The following is a 19,640-nucleotide window of genomic DNA, read 5'->3' as shown; positions in this document are numbered from 1 at the left end:
GTCTGTCAATAAGACCTTCCTTTGAATACGCTTGATTTATCCAATGGCAACAGAGTGCCTGACAAGGTAAGTCTGTTGGAGTGAAAATTAGGAAGGATATCCACTGTCGCATTGTTGCTGCCGTTGGTCAGTGTTATATTGACTTGGGCAGAAATGCCTACACCTGTGATATTCATTGCCAGTCGGACATGACCTTTTTTGTCTGTGGTCACTTTATAACCAGATACATTGCCATCCACAGTTACTCCGCCCAAACCATTAGGACCGCTTGCAGGAATATTGAAAGCTACCTGTACGGAAGCTCTCTCACCATTGACAGTCACAAAGTTTGTATTTGAAGAGACAAATGCTGTTCTGCCCCGTTTAAAAATAACCTGATCTGCCTCTAGGGTGAAGGCTTTGTCTTCTATGGCTTGTTTGGCTTCTTCAAACAATGCTTGCTCCATGGCTCTTTTGGCTTCCTTTCGTTCTTGACGACTCAGCTTCTTTTCAGATGTTTGCGCTTGTGAGTATCCTACACAGCCAAACAATACAACTAATACCAATAAAATAATTTTTTTCATATACCTTCTGTTTTATATGTTATCGTCTGAAAAGGAAACAATGCAATGGCTTGTATTGTTGAATTTAACATTAACTTTTTAAGGTTTTCTTTCCAAATTCGGGGTTAATCTTCAGCAGTGCCGTGACTCCGAATGTGGCAATGCAACATATCATAATCCAAATAAAGAAGTGGTTGTATCCCAGGTGTTCTTGCAACCATCCGGCAGCCATTCCCGGAATCATCATGCCAAGTGCCATAAAAGCGGTACAGATGGCATAGTGTGCCGTCTTGTGTTCGCCGTTGGCAAAGTAAATGAGGTAGAGCATATAGGCCGTGAATCCGAAACCGTATCCAAACTGTTCAATGAAAATACAAATATTGACAAGCAACAAGGAGTCCGGCTGTACATGGCTGAGGTATACATAAACAAAATCAGGTAATGAGATAGCCCATACCATCGGCCAAAGCCAGCGTTTAAGACCCCCTTGGGCTACGGCAATACCTCCCAGAATACCTCCTAACGTCAGTCCTATGATACCGACTGTTCCTTGCACGAATCCTACTTCTTCGGTGGTAAGTCCCAAGCCTCCTTTTTCAACAGGATCGAGTAAGAAAGGAATTCCCATTTTGGCTAATTGTGCTTCGGGAAGTCGGTATAGCAACATGAATGCGATAGCAACGGCGGCGTGCTTCTTTTGGAAAAAGGTGGTAAAGGTGGTAAAGAATTCTTTCATCAGCCCAGAAGCGGATACTTCTTTTGCCGGATGGTCGGCAGCCGGATGGGGGAGAATAAAACGATGGTAAAGCCACACGGCGAGGAATATTCCAGCAAGCAGAAAGAAAGTGATAGACCAGGAGTAGGGAATGTTGCCTGTCACTGTCTCCAGCCGGCCTGCCAACATGATAAGCAGCCCTTGCCCGGCAATAGTGGCGATGCGGTAAAAAGTGCTGCGGATGCCTACAAACAGTGCTTGTTCGTGAGAGTCGAGTGCCAGCATATAGAATCCGTCGGCAGCAATGTCGTGTGTGGCGGAACTGAAGGCGAGCAACCAGAACAGAGCGAGTGTCAATTGAAAAAAATGGTCGGTGGGGATGGTGAAGGCAATGCCGGCCAGCCCCGCACCGATAAGCATCTGCATGGTGACAATCCACCGGCGTTTGGTCTTGATGAGGTCGATGAACGGACTCCACAGTGGCTTGATGACCCAGGGCAGGTTGAGCCAGCCGGTATAGAAGGCTAGTTCGGTATTGCTGATACCCAGCCTTTTATACATGACAAGCGAGATGATGGTCACTGCGACGTATGGCAATCCTTGCGCAAAGTAAAGGGTGGGTATCCATGCCCACGGTGATGTCTTTTTCATTATTACCTATAAGATTGGATTAATAGAAACGGCGGATGTCTGCTCCTTTATAATAGTGCAGCAGAATCTTGTCGTATGTATAACCTTGTTCTCCCATAACGGCGGCACCGATTTGGCATAAGCCTACTCCGTGCCCCCAGCCGGCGCCTGTCAGCAGGAACCATTCCGGTACACCGTTTTTCAATTCTCCTTTGTCAATGACAAAAGCCGAACTGAATAAATGGGAGGAGGAAAGGGTGCGGCGAATTTCCAGTTCTTTACCGATGGTGAGGGTTTTCAGTGTGCCTACGATTTTTAATTTGCAGATGCGTCCTGATTTTCCCCGTTGGATGGGAATTAAATCGATGATGTTTCCGTAATCGGTTTTTGTGTTCTGACGGATGAGTTCGGCCAGTTCCTCTTGGGTGTAGCGCACTTTCCAACGATAGAAGTCTGTCGTTTCGCGGTCGTAGTTGTTCAGTATCTGCGAGATGACTTTCTTGTCGTGTGTGTTGCAGAAGCCCTGAGGAGAGGTGCGTATCCACCGTTCGGCTTCAACTTCCTTGGTTAAGTCGGGAAGCGGTTGCGGAGTTTCTTTTCCGTCATCTCTGATGGCGGACAGGTAGGGGTAGTCTTTGTCCTCCCAACAATAACCGAACTCTTCGGTTGCTCCTCCACAGCATTTGGAAAAACGGGCGTCGCAAATGCCCTGACCGTACATGAGCAGTTGACCGCGTGTGGCGCGGATGGCTTCGGCAACTGTTGCATTGGATGCCTTGGTGATTCCCTGATAACGCTGGCAATGGTCGTCGGCACATACATCAAAGATGGTGTGGTCTTCGCGGTCATACCAACGGATGTATTCGTTTTCGGTCTTCACAAAAGAAAAGAATCCTTCATTCTTGTTGCACATGGCTTTGCGTTTCTCCATCTGGGCAAAAAGCCAGCTGCGCGAAACAACTGCGTGTGCTTTCAAAAACTCCAATGAAGAGGTGGCACTCATTTCCGATGAAATGACGCTTATCAGATAGTCTTCTACCGGAAGAATATTGATAGCTGTTATTTTGCCTTCATCTACTACCAGTTTCAATGTCCCCATAAAGCTCTGGGTTTCCTGACGCTCCCAGTGGAAGTTGATTCCGATGGTTACATCGTAGAGGGAGAATGAAGTGCGCTCGTCTTGTGGGGTGAAGGTCAGTTCACGATATAGATTTCCGTTCCATAGGATACCTCCTTCACTGAAAGAAACACTTTGTTCGCCGCATACAATCTCGCCTTTGGCAAAAAAACTGCCGTTCAGTGAAAAATGAATTTCTTGTGCATTTACTATTCCTACATTTATTTCGGGTTCTTTCATAGTCTGTTTTGTTTTCGATACTTTTTAATTATTTCCTGTGCATCTTCGCGTGCCAGTCCGACTTCTTGCAGGATTTGTCGGATGTCTGCGGCCGATATTTTTTCAAAATCTTCTTTGCGTGGAGTGACAATGATGCCTGCCATATCAAGGGTTCCCGGACTGACAAGCATTTGTTTGCCGGCTTCGGCGCTATAACATTCGGGGCGGTGCTTGCTGCGCGGAATAATGAGGATGGTTTGTTTTTCATCTTCTTGCCATGCCAGTATGTTTACTTTCGCTTCTGGTTCGGTATTGCTGCACGGCAATGCTTTCATTATATTTTCGAACAGTGATTCGTCCTTCTTTCCGTCGTGGTATTGCTCTATGCTGAACAGGGGACAGGCGTAATGATTGATATAATACAAGTAGGATGAATTGATTAGAAGCTTTTTGTGCGTTTCATCTACTGTTACTTTATTGTTTGATAAGAGTAATGTCTTTTCGGTGTCCGGCTGACGGTAGAAATTAACCAAGGGGATATTTTCCATTGGCACTCCCTGAAAATGCAAATGATCGGGGGCGGAAGCTCCGCAAAGCGCTCCATTGTAGAATAAAGCATATTCGGAGGGCAGTTCACTGAAAATTAGATTGATGGATTCGCAAAAATCCAAAGGCAATACTTGTTCGTGATGCTCTGTATGTGGAATGGTGATGTGGTATGGTAATATCGGATAGGGGTTCACACACAGATTGAAGTGATATCCGATGCAGCGAGTACGCTGTTCTTCCGGCTGATTCTTTTCACAAAGAAAACAAGGGCGGTCGGATATGCTTTGGGGGTCTACCTTGGCTCCGGTGGAAACCATGCGTGCGGGGTTGTGCTGCACGGTAAACGGGATGCCGCAAACCGTTTCCTGTTTGACGAGCACATTTTTTAGGGCGGTAAGATTGTCACCGGCCAGCTTCCAGTCGGCAAACTGTTCTTTTATGAAACGTTTGTTCTGTATTTTTCTTTCGTTCCTGTTGTTATTCTTGTACTGCGTGCTATAGCTCTTGCGGATATTGATTTCGTGTGTGCGGAGGCTGTCTTTGTAATGGTTATTGGTATTGGCTTGCTCAATGTTGAGTGCGGCATCCGAGTTCCCTTCCCAACGGCGGCAAAGGTATAATTCTTCGTAAATGCGACCTATCTTATAGGTGCGTGAAAAGGCCAGCCCTAATGCGTAGTCTTCTCCGTAACTGACATTGGGGACTCCGATTTCTCTTAAAAGGGGGGTGAAGAAAGCACGGGGAGCACCTAGGCCGTTGATGCGCAGGGCATTGTTGTGGCCGTTGCTTATGGTCCATTCTTTATGGTCTATGATGCCCGGAGCAATGGTGTTCAGGTTGAAGTCCGTCATTCGGTACGTGCCTATCACCATGGCGCATTGTTCTTTATAAAAGGTGTCTACAATGGTTTGCAATGTCTGCGGACTGCTATAGAGGTCGTCACTGTCCAGTTGTATGGCGAAACGGCCACACTGGGGATGATGGATGGCGAGGTTCCAGCAACCGCCTATTCCCAAATCGGTGCGTTCGGGTTGCAGATGTATAACTTGCGGATTGTCTTTATAGCGGGCAATTACTTCCGATGTACCGTCTGTGGAGTGATTGTCTGTGATGATAATATTGAAGGGGAATTCTGTCTTCTGTCCGAGGGCGGAACGGATGGCGTCGTCTATGGTGCGAACCCTGTTTCTGACGGGAATGATGACGGACGCTTCATTGGCAAACACTTCTGTATGGAAGTTTACCTTTTTAAAATTAGGTGGCAAATAGGCACCTGTTCTTTTCAGGTATCGGGTGAAGGCCTGTTCCATCTCAATCTGTACTTCACGGTTGCGCGGGTTGACGTAATCAAACTGCTTTTCGCCCGACAAGCGGTTATCCTGTTCTACTTCGGTGTATAAATATTCATTGATATGGGTAATCTTTCCCATTTCGGCTATGAATAAACGAGTAGCATAAAGTCCGGCATATTGGTAGGTCTCGCAGTCGTTCTCCATAGAGTCGGCTGCCCCGATAAGATATTCGCTTCTGAATGCCAGCAAAGAGCCAAAGTCGAAATCATCGCGTACACTGCCCGGTTGGTAATCGATGGCGGGATGCTTTTTCTTTTCTCCTTCTTTCCATTCGTAATGGTCGGTATAAACCATGCCGGTCTCATGGTCTTGCAGGAAACTGACGATGCGTTCCAATGCCATATAACCTAACTCGAACGGAGATGTTTTGGTATACAATAACGTGAAAGGAGTGTTTGCCTTTTGAGCAATCTTCTTAATCGTATCACTGCTGTTCAAAGAATCAATGGTTAATATTTCACATCCTGAGGGAAGGGATAAAGCCGGCTCTTCGGTGACTCTCAATAAATAGATTTTGTTGACGACACTACTGTCTTTCAAAGCTGTAACAGCTTTGCCTATTGCTGTGTTTTCTTCGTATGGAATAAAACAATTAATTGTTTTTCTCATCTTTAAATGTATTTCTCGGCGCAAAGATAGGTAATATATATTATTTTTTCTCTACCTTTGTACGCTAATTGTCTTTTAAATATAATGGAAACTCCAAAAACGGTATTACTTGGCAGGACTTTAAATGAGATTCAGCACATAACGCAGAATCTGGGAATGCCTAAATTTGCTGCAAAGCAGATTGCATCTTGGTTGTATGAGAAGAAAGTCGCTTCGATAGACGAAATGACTAACTTGTCACTGAAGCATCGTGAGATGTTGAAAGATGGGTATGAAGTCGGAGCCTCCGCACCGGTGGAAGCCATGCGCTCGGTAGACGGGACGGTGAAGTATCTGTTTCGTACGGCGGCCGGAAATTTTGTAGAGGCTGTGTATATACCGGATGAAGACCGGGCTACTCTGTGTGTTTCCTCACAAGTGGGATGCAAGATGAATTGTAAGTTCTGCATGACCGGGAAACAAGGTTTTACGGCTAACCTGACTGCCAACCAGATTCTGAACCAGATATATTCCATACCGGAACGCGATACGCTGACCAATCTTGTGTTTATGGGGATGGGAGAACCTTTTGACAACTTGGACGAAGTGCTGAAGGTGCTCGAAATACTTACCTCTGATTATGGCTATCGTTGGAGCCCGAAAAGAATAACCGTATCTTCTGTTGGATTGAGAAAGGGATTGGAACGTTTCCTGAATGAGAGTGACTGCCATCTGGCTATCAGTATGCATACTCCTTTCCCGTCGCAGAGAAAAGAATTGATGCCTGCTGAAAGAGCTTTCTCTATTACCGAAATTGTAGATATATTGCGTAATTATGATTTCAGTAAACAGAGACGGTTGTCTTTTGAATATATTGTATTTAAAGGTGTGAACGATTCTTTGGTATATGCCAAAGAAATCGTTAAATTGCTGCGTGGCATCGACTGCCGCATCAATTTAATCCGTTTCCATGCTATCCCGAATGTTGATTTGGAAGGAACGGACATGGAAACAATGGTGGCGTTCCGTGATTATTTGACACAACATGGGGTTTTCGCTACCATTCGTGCATCAAGAGGGGAGGACATATTTGCAGCCTGCGGAATGTTGTCGACAGCCAAACAACAGAAAGAGAAAGGCGTTACACTATAGATTACTAAATATAATACCATAAGAATTATGAAACGAATCGCATTCTATTTGAGTTTGGTACTGGTGGTGCTGGTGCTGGCTTCTTGTAAGAAAGGACAGAAAAACTTGTTTACTCCGACTTCCAGCGGAAGACCTTATGAAGTGTTGGTGGTAGTAAATAAGGCAGTGTGGGACCGTCCTGCAGGACGTGCATTATTTGATGTGCTGGATACGAATGTTCCCGGACTACCTCAAGCAGAACGCTCGTTCCGTATTTCAAATATCGCTCCCGAACACTTTGATCGTGTCATGAAGATTTTCCGTAATATCATTCTTGTCGATATTCAGGATATCTATACGCAGCCTAAGATAAAATTCTCGCGTGACGTATATGCTGCACCGCAAATGATTATGACTATTCAGGCCCCTAACGAACAGGAATTTGCAGACTTTGTGGCAAAGAACAGTCAGGTGATTATCGACTTCTTTGTGAAATCTGAGATCAATCGCCAGATTAATCTGCTGAAAGAAAAACATAACGATGCCGTTTCTGCCAAAGTGGGTAGTATGTTTGATTGTGATGTTTGGATTCCTCAGGAATTGTCGAATTATAAGACCGGTGAAAATTTCTTGTGGGCTTCTACCAACCGTGCTTCCGCCGATATGAACTTCGTCATATATTCTTATCCTTATACTGACAAGAATACCTTTACTAAAGAGTTCTTTGTGCATAAACGCGATTCGGTAATGAAAGCTAATATCCCGGGTGAACGTGAAGGTATGTATATGGCTACCGACTCTATGTTTGTCGATGTCAAGAATATTATGGTAAAAGGCGAATATGCTCAGGAGGCACGCGGATTATGGGAAATGGAAGGCGACATGATGGGTGGCCCGTTCGTTTCTCATGCTCGTGTAGACCGCGCCAACGGACGTGTGATTGTGGCTGAAGCATTTATCTATTCTCCCGATAAGATGAAACGTAACCTGATGCGCCAGATGGAGGCTTCGCTCTATACGTTGAGATTGCCGAATGAAACGCTGTTGGACGAAGTGGTGGTCAATGCCGATATTCCTGAAGAAAAGGTGGATTCAACTGCAAAGGCAGAATAAAATAGAACAGATTAATAATAACTAAATGGAAGATAATAACAAGATAAGAGTTGGTATTACTCACGGGGATATCAACGGAGTGGGATACGAAGTCATTCTGAAGACTTTCTCGGATCCGACTATGCTGGAACTTTGTACACCTATTATTTATGGCTCTCCAAAGGTTGCGGCTTATCATCGTAAAGCAATGGATATTCAGGCAAACTTTAGCATCATCAACTCGGCTGATGATGCTATGCCGGATAGACTGAGTATTCTGAACTGCACGGAAGACGAACTGAAGGTTGAACTCTCAAAACCTACAACAGAGGTGGGAAAGGCTGCTTTGGATGCCTTGGAAAGAGCTTTGCAGGATTATAGAGACGGTCTGATAGATGTATTGGTTACTGCTCCTATCAATAAAAATACGATTCAGTCGGAGACATTCCATTTTCCCGGACATACCGAATATATCGAGGAGCGTGTGGGGGAAGGACAGAAGGCTTTAATGATTTTACTGAAGAATGATTTCCGTGTGGCGTTGGTGACAGGGCATGTGCCGGTTCGTGAGATAGCCAAAGATATTACGAAAGAACTGATTATGGAGAAACTTGCCATCTTCCATCGTTCTTTGAAAGAAGACTTCGGGATTGACAGTCCACGTATTGCAGTCTTTTCACTGAATCCTCATGCGGGAGACAATGGACTGATAGGTACAGAGGAAAATGAAATTATTATTCCGGCCATCAAAGAGATGGTTGCCAAAGGGGTGCAATGCTTCGGACCTTACCCTGCTGACGGATTTATGGGATCGGGTAATTATACCCATTTTGACGGTATCCTGGCTATGTATCATGATCAGGGCTTGGCACCGTTCAAAGCATTGGCCATGGACGAAGGTGTAAATTATACCGCAGGACTGCCCATTGTACGCACATCTCCGGCGCATGGAACAGCTTATGATATTGCCGGTCAGGGTATTGCTTTGGAAGATTCATTCCGTCAGGCCATTTATGTAGCGATGGATGTATTTCGCAATCGTATCGTTGAGAAAGCGATTCATGCGCATCCGTTGCGCAAGCAATATTATGAAAGACGTGATGACAGTGATAAGTTGAAGTTGGATACTATAGACGAAGAAGATTAAGAGAAATGAAGTTCGCAATTATATCAGCGGGTGAAGGATCCCGTCTTTCACAAGAAGGGGTTGCTTTACCCAAACCTTTAGTGCAACTCAATGGAGTGGCTATGATTGACCGTCTGATACGGATTTTTATCCGTAATGGGGCTGATAAGGTGGTCGTTATTATTAATAATGAGAGTCCGTTGACTAAGGAGCATCTTGCTAAGTTGCAACAAGAAACGGAAGTGCCTTTGGAAGTGATAGTGAAGACTACTCCCAGTTCTATGCACAGCTTTTATGAGTTGAGTTCTTGTTTGCAGGATGACAAGTTCTGTCTGACTACCGTAGATACAATCTTCCGTGAAGAAGAGTTTGCCACATTTATTGAAGCGTTCAAGCAAGCTGATAACGACGGATATATGGCAGTTACAGATTATATTGACGATGAAAAGCCACTTTATATCTCTACCGATGAAGCTTTGAACATAACGGGATTCCATGATGCGGCAATTCCCGGGTGTCGTTATATTTCGGGAGGCATTTATTGTCTGACACCGGCTGCTATCAGAACTTTACACGCATGTATGGACAAAGGAATGTCACGTATGCGTAATTTCCAAAGACAACTGGTCGCGGACGGCCTGAAACTGAAAGCCTATCCTTTTAAGAAAATCTTGGACGTAGACCATGCCGGCGATATCGTGAAGGCGGAGGCTTTTTTGGCCGGAAAAGAATAAACTTAAAGCACTAACATAAAGGAATGGATGAATTTTCAATAATAGGGGTAAGCCGTGGTAATGAGTATTCTCCTAATCATGTAGACAATGATGCCGCCATTTTTAATAAGGTGGCGGATGAGTTGAGGCTGTTGGGATGTAAGGTAGAGCTCTATGCGGAGAAAGAATTTGTAGCTTGCGGAATAAAAGCGGATGTGATATTTGACATGGCTCGTGACAGGGCGACAATTGCCCGCCTGAAATCTTTGGAAGATGAAGGGGCTTTGGTTGTAAATTCGGCTTATGGAATCGATAATTGCGTACGCAGACCCATGACGGAACTTTTGATAAAGCACGGTGTCCCCCATCCGCGGAGTTTCATCATATCTACGGAACAGCAGTTTGAGGAAGACTGTTATCCGTGTTGGATAAAACGCGGTGATTCTCATGCTATGGTAAAGGAAGATGTATGTTATGTCACCGGCAAAGAAGAGGCCGAACGGGTTTTGGCTGATTTCCGTAGCCGGCATATACCGATAGCTGTGATAAACGAGCATCTTCAGGGTGATTTGATTAAATTTTATGGTGTTCAGGGAACGGACTTCTTTTATTGGTTCTATCCTTCTCCTTGTTCGCACAGCAAATTCGGTTTGGAGAAAATCAATGGCGTGGCCAAAGGGATTCCCTTCAGCGAAGAAGAACTTAAGAAATATAGCGATATGGCGGCCGAGGTACTGAATGTCCCCATTTACGGAGGTGATTGTGTGGTATCTGCCGAGGGCGAACTTAAGATAATTGATTTTAATGACTGGCCCAGTTTTGCCCGTTGCCGTGAGGAAGCAGGCGGAAAGATTGCAGCGTGCATCTATAACCGGGCAAAGAAAAAGCAAATGAAAAAATAAAGACATGAGTAAAGAGAGTGAGAAGAAAGGAATAGAGGCTTCTTTCAAATCAATGGACACGGAGGAGTTCTTGGATATTTATTTTAATCGGCCTATTGGCTATGCATGGGCCTTATTCTTTAAAAAGCTGAAAGTACATCCCAATGTAGTGACTATCTTATCTATTATTTTGGGTGTAGGTGCGGGGGTGATGTTCTATTACCCCGATATGAAACACACTATTATCGGTATTTTGTTGTTGATGTGGGCAAATCATTATGATAGCGCTGACGGACAGTTGGCCCGACTCACAGGACAGAAAACCCAGTGGGGACGTATGCTGGACGGATTTGCGGGTGACATTTGGTTCTTTACCATTTATGTAGCTATCTGTCTCAGACTGATGAATCAGCCGATGCCTTTCAATATCGGCGGCGGAATGCATTGGGGAGTGTTTATCTGGATTCTGGCTTTGCTTTCGGGTACGATTTGTCACAGTAAACAATGTACGCTGGCGGATTATTACCGCAATATTCATCTTTATTTCCTGAAAGGGAAAAGCGGTAGTGAGCTGGACAACTTTAAGCAGCAGCGCGAAATATTCCACAGCTTGCCATGGAAGGGAAACTTCTGGTGGAAAATATTCCTTTATTTCTATGGAAACTATACTCGTCAGCAGGAGGGGATGACTCCTAATTTCCAGCAATTCTATGCGCTGGTGAAGGCGAAGTATGGCGATAATATTCCACAAGAACTGCGCGATGAATTCCGTGCTGCCAGCAAGCCGTTAATGAAATATACCAATATACTGACTTTCAATACACGTGCTATTGCATTGTATATTAGTTTGCTGATAGGCGAACCGTGGCTTTATTTTGTGTTCGAGATTGTAGTGATGACCTCATTGTTCGTATATATGCGCCATTGCCACGAGGCTGTCAGTGCTCGTTTTTACCATAAATACGCAGCATAGTGAAAAGTAAATATAGAAATATATTCCTGATATTCGGAATCGTTGCCATTGTTGTGATGCTCTGTACTTTTGATATGGAGTATGACGAGTTGTTGGCTAATCTTCGCAGGGCCGGAATTTGGTTGCCGGCTGTCGTAGGGTTATGGGTTATTATTTATTTATTCAATACTCTTTCTTGGTACATTATTATTCGGGATGGAAAGAAGGGAACGCCTATTCCGTTTTGGAAAGTATATAAACTGACCGTTTCTGGTTTTGCCTTGAATTATGCCACTCCGGTCGGCTTGATGGGCGGAGAGCCTTATCGCATTATGGAACTGACACCTTATGTGGGTGCAAGTAAAGCCACTTCGTCGGTCATCTTATATGTGATGATGCATATTTTTTCGCATTTTTGTTTCTGGTTCTTCTCCATCTTCTTGTATTTGGCGCTTCGTCCGGTAGATTTTGCAATGGGAACGGTTCTTTTTGTGGTTGGTTTTCTTTGTCTGCTTGCCATTTACTTTTTTATGAAAGGGTATAGAAACGGAATGGCGGTGCGCACTTTGAAGTTGTTGCAGCATATTCCTTTTATAAAAGGATGGGCGAAACGGTTTTCGGAAAACAAAAGAGAGACATTGGAACGTGTGGACAGCCAGATTGCGGAGTTGCATAAACAGCGTAAGTCCACTTTTTATGCTTCATTGGGGCTGGAATTTATGGCGCGTATCTTGGGATGCCTGGAAGTGTATTTCATTTTGAATATCCTGACGACGGACGTCAGCTTTCCCGCATGTATTCTGATTATGGCGTTTACTTCTCTGTTTGCCAACATGTTCTTCTTTTCTCCCATGCAGTTGGGAGCACGTGAGGGGGGATTTGCGTTGGCGGTAGGCGGACTAGCCATTCCGGGTGCATTTGGCGTTTATACCGGATTGATTACCCGTGTGCGAGAATTGATTTGGATTGTAATAGGTGTGTTGCTGATGAAAGTTGGTAATGGTACGCCTGCAAATAAATAAGTATGAATATGTTGAAAGATATCAAAGGAGTTATATTTGACTATGGCGGCACGATAGATACCAACAGCCGCCATTGGGCAGAGGTTTTGTGGAGTAAATATACGGAATACCATGTGCCGGTAGACAAGGAAAGTTTTCGGGAGGCTTATGTGTTTGCTGAAAGGGCTTTGGCTAAATATCCTTTTGTTCGGCCGCAACATAATTTTCATGATGTTCTCTCTATCAAGACCAAGTTGCAGGTGGAGTATCTGGCTGAACAGGGAAAACTGCCGATGGACGAAAGGATGTTGCAAACTTATGCAAAGCAGGTAGCGGACGGCTGTTATGAATATGTGCTGGAGGTGCTGAAGGTGACTCGTCCTGTGGTGGAAGCACTTTCCAAAAAGTATAAACTGGTGCTTGTATCCAATTTTTATGGAAATATCCAAACCATCCTTAAAGACTTTGAACTGTATACCTTCTTCGATGATATTATTGAATCGTCGGTGGTAGGAGTGCGCAAGCCCGATCCGGCCATTTATCGTTTGGGAGTGGAGGCAATGGGATATGAGGCCGGCAAAGTGCTGGTTGTCGGAGATTCTTTTTCGAAAGATGTTGTCCCGGCAAAGCAAGTCGGTTGTATGGTTGCCTGGTTGAAAGGTGAAGGCTGGGGAGGAGAAGTGATAGATGAATCCGTACCTGATGTGATTCTTACAAATTTGGCAGGCCTGCCGGCATTATTATAAGGAACATGGAAAAGCAAAGATATGCATTGGTCAAAAGGAACTATTTAGTTCCTTTTGTTTTGGTTACCTCTTTGTTCTTTTTATGGGGATTTGCGCATGCCATTCTTGATGTGCTGAATAAACATTTCCAAGAGGTGCTGGACATTACCCGTACTCATTCGGCCATGGTACAGGTCTTGTTTTATCTGGGATATTTTGTGATGGCTATTCCGGCAGGACTTTTCATCACAAAGTATGGCTATCGGCGCGGAGTGGTTTTGGGGCTGTTGCTATATGGCATCGGTTCATTGATGTTTATTCCTGGAGAATACTGGATGTCTTTTGAGTTTTTCCTGCTCTCTTTGTTTGTGATAGCGTGTGGATTAGTGTTTCTTGAAACAGCGGCAAACCCTTATATGACGGAGCTGGGAGACAAGGAAACGGCTGCCAGTCGATTGAATTTGGCGCAATCGTTTAACGGATTAGGCTGTATTTGCGGGCCATTGGTCGGTGGTTTGTTATTGTTCTCCGACGAAGGCTCTTCGCACATTTCGTTCCCTTATATGTTGATGGGCATCGTGGTGCTGGGGGTGGCTTTGGTGTTTTCCCGAATTAAACTTCCGGAGATTGTGCATACGGATGAAGCAGGTGCGGAAGACGGCGGCAAACAAGGATTATGGTCGCATAAACTCTTTGTATTCGGGGTATTTGCCTTGCTCTGCTATGAGGTGGCAGAGATTTCAATCAACAGTTTCTTTATAAATTATGTAGTAGATGACGGATGGATGAATGCTCGTGATGCATCGGTGCTGCTTTCTTTCGGAGGACTGGGGCTGTTCATGTGCGGACGCTTTATCGGTAGCTGGATAATGAGATTTATCCGTGCCGAACGTGTGCTGTTATGTTGTGCTGTCGGAACGGTGTTTGCCACATTGCTCGTAGTATGCAATTTGGGTCATATATCATTGGCCGCTTTGTTCTTGATTTATGCATTTGAAGCCATTATGTTCCCCACCATCTTCGCTATATCTTTAAAAGGGCTGGGAAACCACACCAAGCGTGCCTCTTCTTATTTGATGATGTCTCCGATAGGAGGAGCTATCGGTCCGGTTTTGATGGGATATGTGGCAGACAACAGTACTATGTCTTTGTCATTTATCGTACCTTTTGTGGCATTCTGTGTAGTCTTGTTTTATTCCTTGCGGGCAGAACATGACTCCATAGAACAATAAAGGCTTCTGTTATTTTTTGTGAATGACATTCCACACCTCCTCTTCCGTACCGTTGAAAGGACCGGATGCTTCAAGCTTCAGTGTAGACATTGCAGCGGCGAAACACCCTGCTTCCTCATACGAAGCCCCTTTGTTCCTCATATACAAATATCCGGTGACGTAAGTATCTCCACATCCGGTGGCATCCACTATATCTTTAGGCGGATAAGCCGGAATCCGGAAAAAATGTCCTTCGGCAAAGATGACCGAGCCCAAACTTCCGAGAGTAATCAAGACTTCTTTCACTCCCCATTCGGCAAGTTGATACGCGGCCTGCTTCACTTCCTTGTATCCGGTGAACACTTCCATTTCGTGTTCATTCACTTTTAAGATATCAATATATCTCAGTGCCTCTGTTTTTTCTGTCCAGTCCACCGGATACACCTTTTCACCTCTTACTTCGCGAAGGTATCCCTGAGCATCGACAGACAGCGTACCTTTTCCTGACAGATATTTGATTACATCAAGGGGAAAGTCATCGGAGAGCAAACTTCCCAGATGAAAAATATTCGCTTCCACATTCTCCAATTGCTCCACGGTGAAAGGGTCGGCTTTAGCCAAAACACGTTGGGTGCGGTTGTCCTGATTCTCTCCGTATGTATTCTCGAAATACACAGTGCGACGGCTCGGAATAACTTTTACTTCAATCCCCTTGGTGCGAATATCTTCCACAGCTTTAAACTCGGTAGGGGCGAGTGCCGTAACCAGTTTATAATGTTTGGTGTCTTTTAGGTGGCTGATTCCATGAGAAAAGTAGTAAGAAGTACCTCCCGGCATATAAGTCGTTTGCTTTGGTGTTACAATTTTATCCAGTGTTATATGCCCTATACAACAAATATCATTCATACCTATTAAATGTTTAACGGTTGCAAAGGTACAAAAAAACTAAGAAAAGCATGGTAGTTTTCAAAAGAAGGTGTAACTTTGTCACAATTATCTTAATCTCTACTATGAGATGCAATTTAACAAGGAAATTAGAATGGAAAAAATGAATGTAAAACCGGCTACCGGTAAATTGGGCGTTCTTTGTGTAGGATTGGGCGCTGTTACTTCAACTTTTATGACGGGAGTTCTGATGGCTCGTAAGGGCTTGGCAAAACCTGTCGGCTCTATGACTCAATATGATAAGATGCGTGTTGGCCGTGGAGAAAATAAAAAGTATTTGCATTATGGCGAAATCGTTCCATTAGCAAACCTGAATGACATCGTATTCGGTGCATGGGATGTTTATCCGGCTAATGCTTATGAATCAGCAGTCAATGCTGAAGTTTTGCAAGAGAAAGACATTAATCCTGTAAAGGATGAGTTGGAAAAAATTGTTCCGATGAAAGCTGCTTTCGACCACAACTATGCCAGCCGTCTGGATGGAGACAATGTGAAAGATTGCAAGAACCGTTGGGACATGATGGAACAACTTCGCGAAGATATCCGTAATTTCAAAACTGCGAATAATTGTGACCGTATTGTGGTTCTTTGGGCTGCTTCTACAGAAATCTATGTTCCGGTTGAGGAAAAGATACATGGAACATTGGCTGCTTTGGAAGAAGCTATGAAGGCTGACGATAAAGAACACATCGCTCCGTCTATGTGCTATGCTTATGCAGCTCTGTCGGAAGGTGCTCCTTTCATTATGGGTGCTCCCAATACTACAGTCGATATCCCCGCTATGTGGGAATTGGCAGAAAAGACTAAGATGCCTATCGCCGGTAAAGATTTCAAGACCGGTCAGACATTAGTAAAATCAGGTTTTGCTCCGATTATCGGAACTCGCTGTTTAGGTTTGGAAGGTTGGTTCTCAACTAATATTTTGGGTAACCGTGACGGTTTGGTTTTGGATGAACCGGCTAATTTCCGCACAAAAGAAGTCAGCAAGTTGTCTACACTGGAATCAATTCTGGTACCTGAAGAACAGCCTGACCTGTACACAGATTATTATCACAAAGTACGTATCAATTACTATCCTCCCCGCAACGACAGTAAGGAAGGTTGGGACAACATCGACATCTTCGGATGGATGGGCTATCCCATGCAGATTAAGATTAACTTCCTTTGCCGTGATTCAATCCTTGCTGCACCTCTGTGTCTGGACTTGGTATTGTTGAGCGACTTGGCTGCACGTGCAGGACGTTTCGGCATCCAGCGTTTCTTGAGCTTCTTCTTGAAGAGCCCGATGCACGACTATACAGAAAACGAAATTCCTGTCAATCACCTCTTCCAACAGTATGCTATTCTGAAGAATGCTATTCGCGAAATGGGTGGTTATGAAGCAGATCAGGAAATAGACTAACCATTATCTTCATTGTTTAACAGGTGCGGTTTACGCGGATATACGGTTTCTCTTTATTAAAGACCGTATTAATCCGTGAAATCCGTGCCTGTTTTTTATTTTTCTGCCAGAATTACTTGTTGTCTGCCGGGGAATTTGTAATTTTGTCATATTAATATGAGAAATATGGTTAGGTCAGAAATACAAAATGTGAAGCTCAGGTTCGGTATTATCGGAAATGCAGAAGGACTGAATCGTGCCATAGATGTGGCTATTCAGGTGGCACCTACCGACTTGTCAGTATTGATAACCGGTGAAAGCGGTGTCGGAAAAGAGAGCTTTCCGCAGATAATCCATCAATTCAGTCGCCGTAAACACGGACAATATATAGCCGTAAACTGTGGAGCGATTCCTGAAGGAACCATAGATTCAGAACTCTTCGGTCATGAGAAGGGAGCTTTTACCGGCGCTATCAGTGACCGTAAAGGTTATTTTGCAGAGGCCGATGGGGGTACAATCTTTTTGGATGAAGTCGGTGAATTGCCTTTGTCCACCCAGGCCCGTTTGTTGCGTGTGCTCGAAAGCGGAGAATATATTAAAGTAGGTTCGTCGAAAGTGCAAAAAACAGATGTGCGCATCGTTGCCGCCACAAATGTCAACCTGACAGAAGCCATTTCCGAAGGACGTTTCCGCGAAGACTTGTATTATCGTCTGAATACTGTCCCCATCAAGATACCGCCCTTGAGAGAACGTGCGGAAGACATCGCTTTGCTTTTCCGCAAATTCGCTTCGGATTTTGCCGAGAAATATCGTATGCCTGCCATTCAGTTGACAGAAGATGCGAAAGCAATGCTGTTGGCTTATCCGTGGCCGGGCAATGTCCGCCAGTTGAAGAATATCACGGAGCAAATATCCATTATCGAAACAAACCGTGACATCACCCCCGTTATTTTACAGAATTATCTTCCTGCACAACAGCAGGAGTCGCGTTTGCCTATGCTGTTCGGTATAAAGCCGGGAGATAAAACATTCGGCAGTGAACGCGAGATTTTATATCAAGTATTGTTTGATATGCGTCGCGATGTGACCGAGCTCAAGAAGTTGGTCAATACCCTGATGGCCGAACGCGGAACGGCAGCAACCGTAGCTCCGGCAACGACAACTGCGGTATCTTATTACCAGGAACCCTCACGCAATCTGGTTCCGGCAACACCGGCTCCCGTTCCTGTCCCTACCATCAACATCTCTGCAGCCAAGCAGATGCCGGTGGACGACGATATTCAGAACACGGAGGAATATGTGGAAGAAACACTGTCATTGGATGAAGTGGAAAAAGAAATGATACGGAAAGCCTTGGAGCGTCATCACGGAAAACGGAAAAATGCGGCGAAAGACCTGAATATTTCAGAACGCACACTATATAGAAAAATAAAAGAATATGGCTTGGATTAAGAACATGAAATGGATGGGCTGCCTGATTGTACTGACAGGTATACTCACGGCTTGCTCGGTTTCTTATAAATTTAATGGCGCGTCCATTGACTATGCGAAGACTAAAACAATCTCTTTCGAGAATTTCCCCAACCGTTCTGTCGGCTTTGTTTGGGGTCCGATGGAGAATATGTTCAACACTGCGCTGCAAGATGTTTATTTGCAGCAAACGCGTCTGATACAGGTGAAACGTGGAGGCGATTTGCAACTTTCGGGAGAAATCACAAACTATGATGCTGTAAATAAAGGTATCGGCTCCGACGGTTATTCAAATATGGTGGAACTCCGTATGACAGTCAGAGTGAACTTTGTCGATAAGTCTAACCCGAAGAATAACTTTACCAATCAGCAATTCTCGGCCAGCCGTGAGTATAAATCCACTCAGCAGCTTTCGTCCGTACAGGATGAATTGGTAAATCAGATGATTAAAGATATTGTGGACCAGATATTTAATATGACGGTGGCCAACTGGTAATACCTATCTTCGACATGACACAACAGCGCTTATATGAATGGATTGCACATCCCGAGCTTTTGAATCGGGATACCCTTTACGAGCTTCGTACCTTGCTTGCCCGTTATCCATATTTTCAGACCGTGAGACTGCTCTATCTGAAAAATCTGTTTTTGCTCCGTGACATTACGTTTGGAGAAGAGCTGAGGAAAGCGGCCTTGTATATAGCCGACCGTAAAGTGCTGTTTTATTTGATTGAAGGCGAGCGGTTTACCATTATGCCCTCGGAAGGAGAAGCAAAGACTTCCGATTTATTGGGGCTTGACCGTACACTCTCATTGATAGATGCATTTCTGGCCGGGCAGCCGGAGGAAGAACAGAGAGATGTCACCCAACTGCCGATGGACATAACGGCGGACTATACATCTTATCTATTGACCGAAACGGAAGAGAAAGTTCCGGTTGCCGAAATTCCGCCATTGAAAGGACAGGATTTGATAGACAATTTTTTGGAAAGCAATACAGACGAACCCCTTCTATCTTCACAAGAGGCGACCGATGAATCGGAAGTGGAAGAAAAAGAGCCGGAAACGGAAGATGAGAGTTATTTTACCGAGACATTGGCAAAAATATACGTTAAACAACAAAGATATTCAAAGGCTCTTGAAATTATTAAAAAATTAAATTTGAAATATCCAAAAAAAAACGCTTACTTTGCAGACCAAATAAGATTTTTGGAGAAATTGATTATTAACACTAAATCAAAATAAAGAAAATGTATTTATTACTTATTGGATTAATTGTGCTTGCAGCTCTTTTGATGTG

18 protein-coding genes are annotated in these 19,640 nt (G+C 44.3%); 13 read left to right on the top strand and 5 right to left on the bottom strand.

The window, feature by feature from the left end; genetic code table 11:
- Positions 1–5: 5 nt before the first annotated feature.
- The 4 genes from QYT14_RS01940 to QYT14_RS01925 all read right to left on the bottom strand — a co-directional run bounded on the left by QYT14_RS01940 (position 6) and on the right by QYT14_RS01925 (position 5,733).
- The gene (locus QYT14_RS01940; protein ID WP_237038949.1) at positions 6–563 is read right to left on the bottom strand and encodes a DUF4251 domain-containing protein; all 558 of its coding nucleotides are present in this window, start codon (positions 561–563) and stop codon (positions 6–8) included.
- Between the two features lie 70 nt (positions 564–633).
- The gene (locus QYT14_RS01935; RefSeq protein WP_288324311.1) at positions 634–1,908 is read right to left on the bottom strand and encodes an MFS transporter; all 1,275 of its coding nucleotides are present in this window, start codon (positions 1,906–1,908) and stop codon (positions 634–636) included.
- Between the two features lie 19 nt (positions 1,909–1,927).
- Complete coding sequence (locus QYT14_RS01930; RefSeq protein ID WP_288324312.1) at positions 1,928–3,244, bottom strand: SpoIID/LytB domain-containing protein; 1,317 nt, start codon at positions 3,242–3,244, stop codon at positions 1,928–1,930.
- Positions 3,241–5,733: a DUF4922 domain-containing protein gene (locus QYT14_RS01925; RefSeq protein ID WP_288324313.1), complete on the bottom strand. Its 2,493-nt coding sequence runs from the start codon at positions 5,731–5,733 to the stop codon at positions 3,241–3,243. The genes QYT14_RS01930 and QYT14_RS01925 overlap by 4 nt, the downstream gene beginning before the upstream one ends.
- An 84-nt stretch (positions 5,734–5,817) precedes the next feature.
- Here QYT14_RS01925 and rlmN point away from each other — a divergent pair, with 84 nt between their 5' ends.
- Genes rlmN through QYT14_RS01880 form a run of 9 tightly spaced genes read left to right on the top strand, consistent with a single transcriptional unit; the run spans position 5,818 to position 14,565 of the window.
- Entirely contained in the window at positions 5,818–6,864 is a 1,047-nt protein-coding gene (rlmN, locus tag QYT14_RS01920) for a 23S rRNA (adenine(2503)-C(2))-methyltransferase RlmN (protein WP_288324314.1), read from the top strand.
- A gap of 27 nt (positions 6,865–6,891) precedes the next feature.
- Entirely contained in the window at positions 6,892–7,956 is a 1,065-nt protein-coding gene (locus QYT14_RS01915; RefSeq protein WP_288324315.1) for a DUF4837 family protein, read from the top strand.
- Between the two features lie 25 nt (positions 7,957–7,981).
- Positions 7,982–9,082 carry a 4-hydroxythreonine-4-phosphate dehydrogenase PdxA gene (gene pdxA / locus QYT14_RS01910; protein WP_288324316.1) on the top strand — a complete coding sequence of 367 codons (1,101 nt, stop codon included), beginning with the start codon at positions 7,982–7,984 and terminating at the stop codon, positions 9,080–9,082.
- A gap of 5 nt (positions 9,083–9,087) precedes the next feature.
- A complete protein-coding gene (locus tag QYT14_RS01905; RefSeq protein WP_237038956.1) occupies positions 9,088–9,795 on the top strand; it encodes a sugar phosphate nucleotidyltransferase in 708 nt (235 codons plus the stop codon).
- Between the two features lie 23 nt (positions 9,796–9,818).
- The gene (locus QYT14_RS01900; protein ID WP_288324317.1) at positions 9,819–10,676 is read left to right on the top strand and encodes a hypothetical protein; all 858 of its coding nucleotides are present in this window, start codon (positions 9,819–9,821) and stop codon (positions 10,674–10,676) included.
- Between the two features lie 4 nt (positions 10,677–10,680).
- The gene (locus QYT14_RS01895) at positions 10,681–11,628 is read left to right on the top strand and encodes a CDP-alcohol phosphatidyltransferase family protein (RefSeq protein WP_237038958.1); all 948 of its coding nucleotides are present in this window, start codon (positions 10,681–10,683) and stop codon (positions 11,626–11,628) included.
- On the top strand, positions 11,628–12,629 hold the full coding sequence (locus QYT14_RS01890) for a lysylphosphatidylglycerol synthase transmembrane domain-containing protein (protein WP_288324318.1): 1,002 nt from the start codon (positions 11,628–11,630) through the stop codon (positions 12,627–12,629). Before QYT14_RS01895 ends, QYT14_RS01890 begins: the two co-directional genes overlap by 1 nt.
- 2 nt (positions 12,630–12,631) lie before the next feature.
- Positions 12,632–13,354, top strand: coding sequence for an HAD family hydrolase (locus QYT14_RS01885; RefSeq protein WP_288324319.1), 723 nt, complete (start codon positions 12,632–12,634; stop codon positions 13,352–13,354).
- A gap of 5 nt (positions 13,355–13,359) precedes the next feature.
- Complete coding sequence (locus tag QYT14_RS01880; protein WP_288324320.1) at positions 13,360–14,565, top strand: sugar MFS transporter; 1,206 nt, start codon at positions 13,360–13,362, stop codon at positions 14,563–14,565.
- A 9-nt stretch (positions 14,566–14,574) separates the two neighbouring features.
- On the opposite strand, the gene QYT14_RS01875 is transcribed toward QYT14_RS01880, so the two are convergent.
- On the bottom strand, positions 14,575–15,450 hold the full coding sequence (locus QYT14_RS01875) for a PfkB family carbohydrate kinase (RefSeq protein ID WP_288324321.1): 876 nt from the start codon (positions 15,448–15,450) through the stop codon (positions 14,575–14,577).
- 133 nt (positions 15,451–15,583) lie between these two features.
- On the opposite strand from QYT14_RS01875, the gene QYT14_RS01870 reads away from it, so the two are divergent.
- From QYT14_RS01870 to QYT14_RS01855, 4 genes are all read left to right on the top strand, one after another.
- The gene (locus QYT14_RS01870; protein ID WP_237038963.1) at positions 15,584–16,891 is read left to right on the top strand and encodes an inositol-3-phosphate synthase; all 1,308 of its coding nucleotides are present in this window, start codon (positions 15,584–15,586) and stop codon (positions 16,889–16,891) included.
- Between the two features lie 165 nt (positions 16,892–17,056).
- Entirely contained in the window at positions 17,057–18,322 is a 1,266-nt protein-coding gene (locus tag QYT14_RS01865) for a sigma-54 dependent transcriptional regulator (protein ID WP_288324322.1), read from the top strand.
- Positions 18,309–18,836, top strand: a complete 528-nt coding sequence (locus QYT14_RS01860; RefSeq protein ID WP_237038965.1) for an LptE family protein — start codon at positions 18,309–18,311, stop codon at positions 18,834–18,836. Before QYT14_RS01865 ends, QYT14_RS01860 begins: the two co-directional genes overlap by 14 nt.
- Positions 18,837–18,850: 14 nt before the next feature.
- Complete coding sequence (locus QYT14_RS01855) at positions 18,851–19,585, top strand: tetratricopeptide repeat protein (RefSeq protein ID WP_288324323.1); 735 nt, start codon at positions 18,851–18,853, stop codon at positions 19,583–19,585.
- The last annotated feature ends 55 nt before the right edge of the window (positions 19,586–19,640 follow it).

Origin of the sequence: uncultured Phocaeicola sp. (genome assembly GCF_948499155.1) — a bacterium.
In the GTDB taxonomy this organism is placed as follows: Bacteria; Bacteroidota; Bacteroidia; order Bacteroidales; family Bacteroidaceae; genus Phocaeicola; species Phocaeicola faecalis.
The sequence above is the reverse complement of the archived record's forward strand: the minus strand, read 5'-3'. Positions and strand labels throughout refer to the sequence as shown.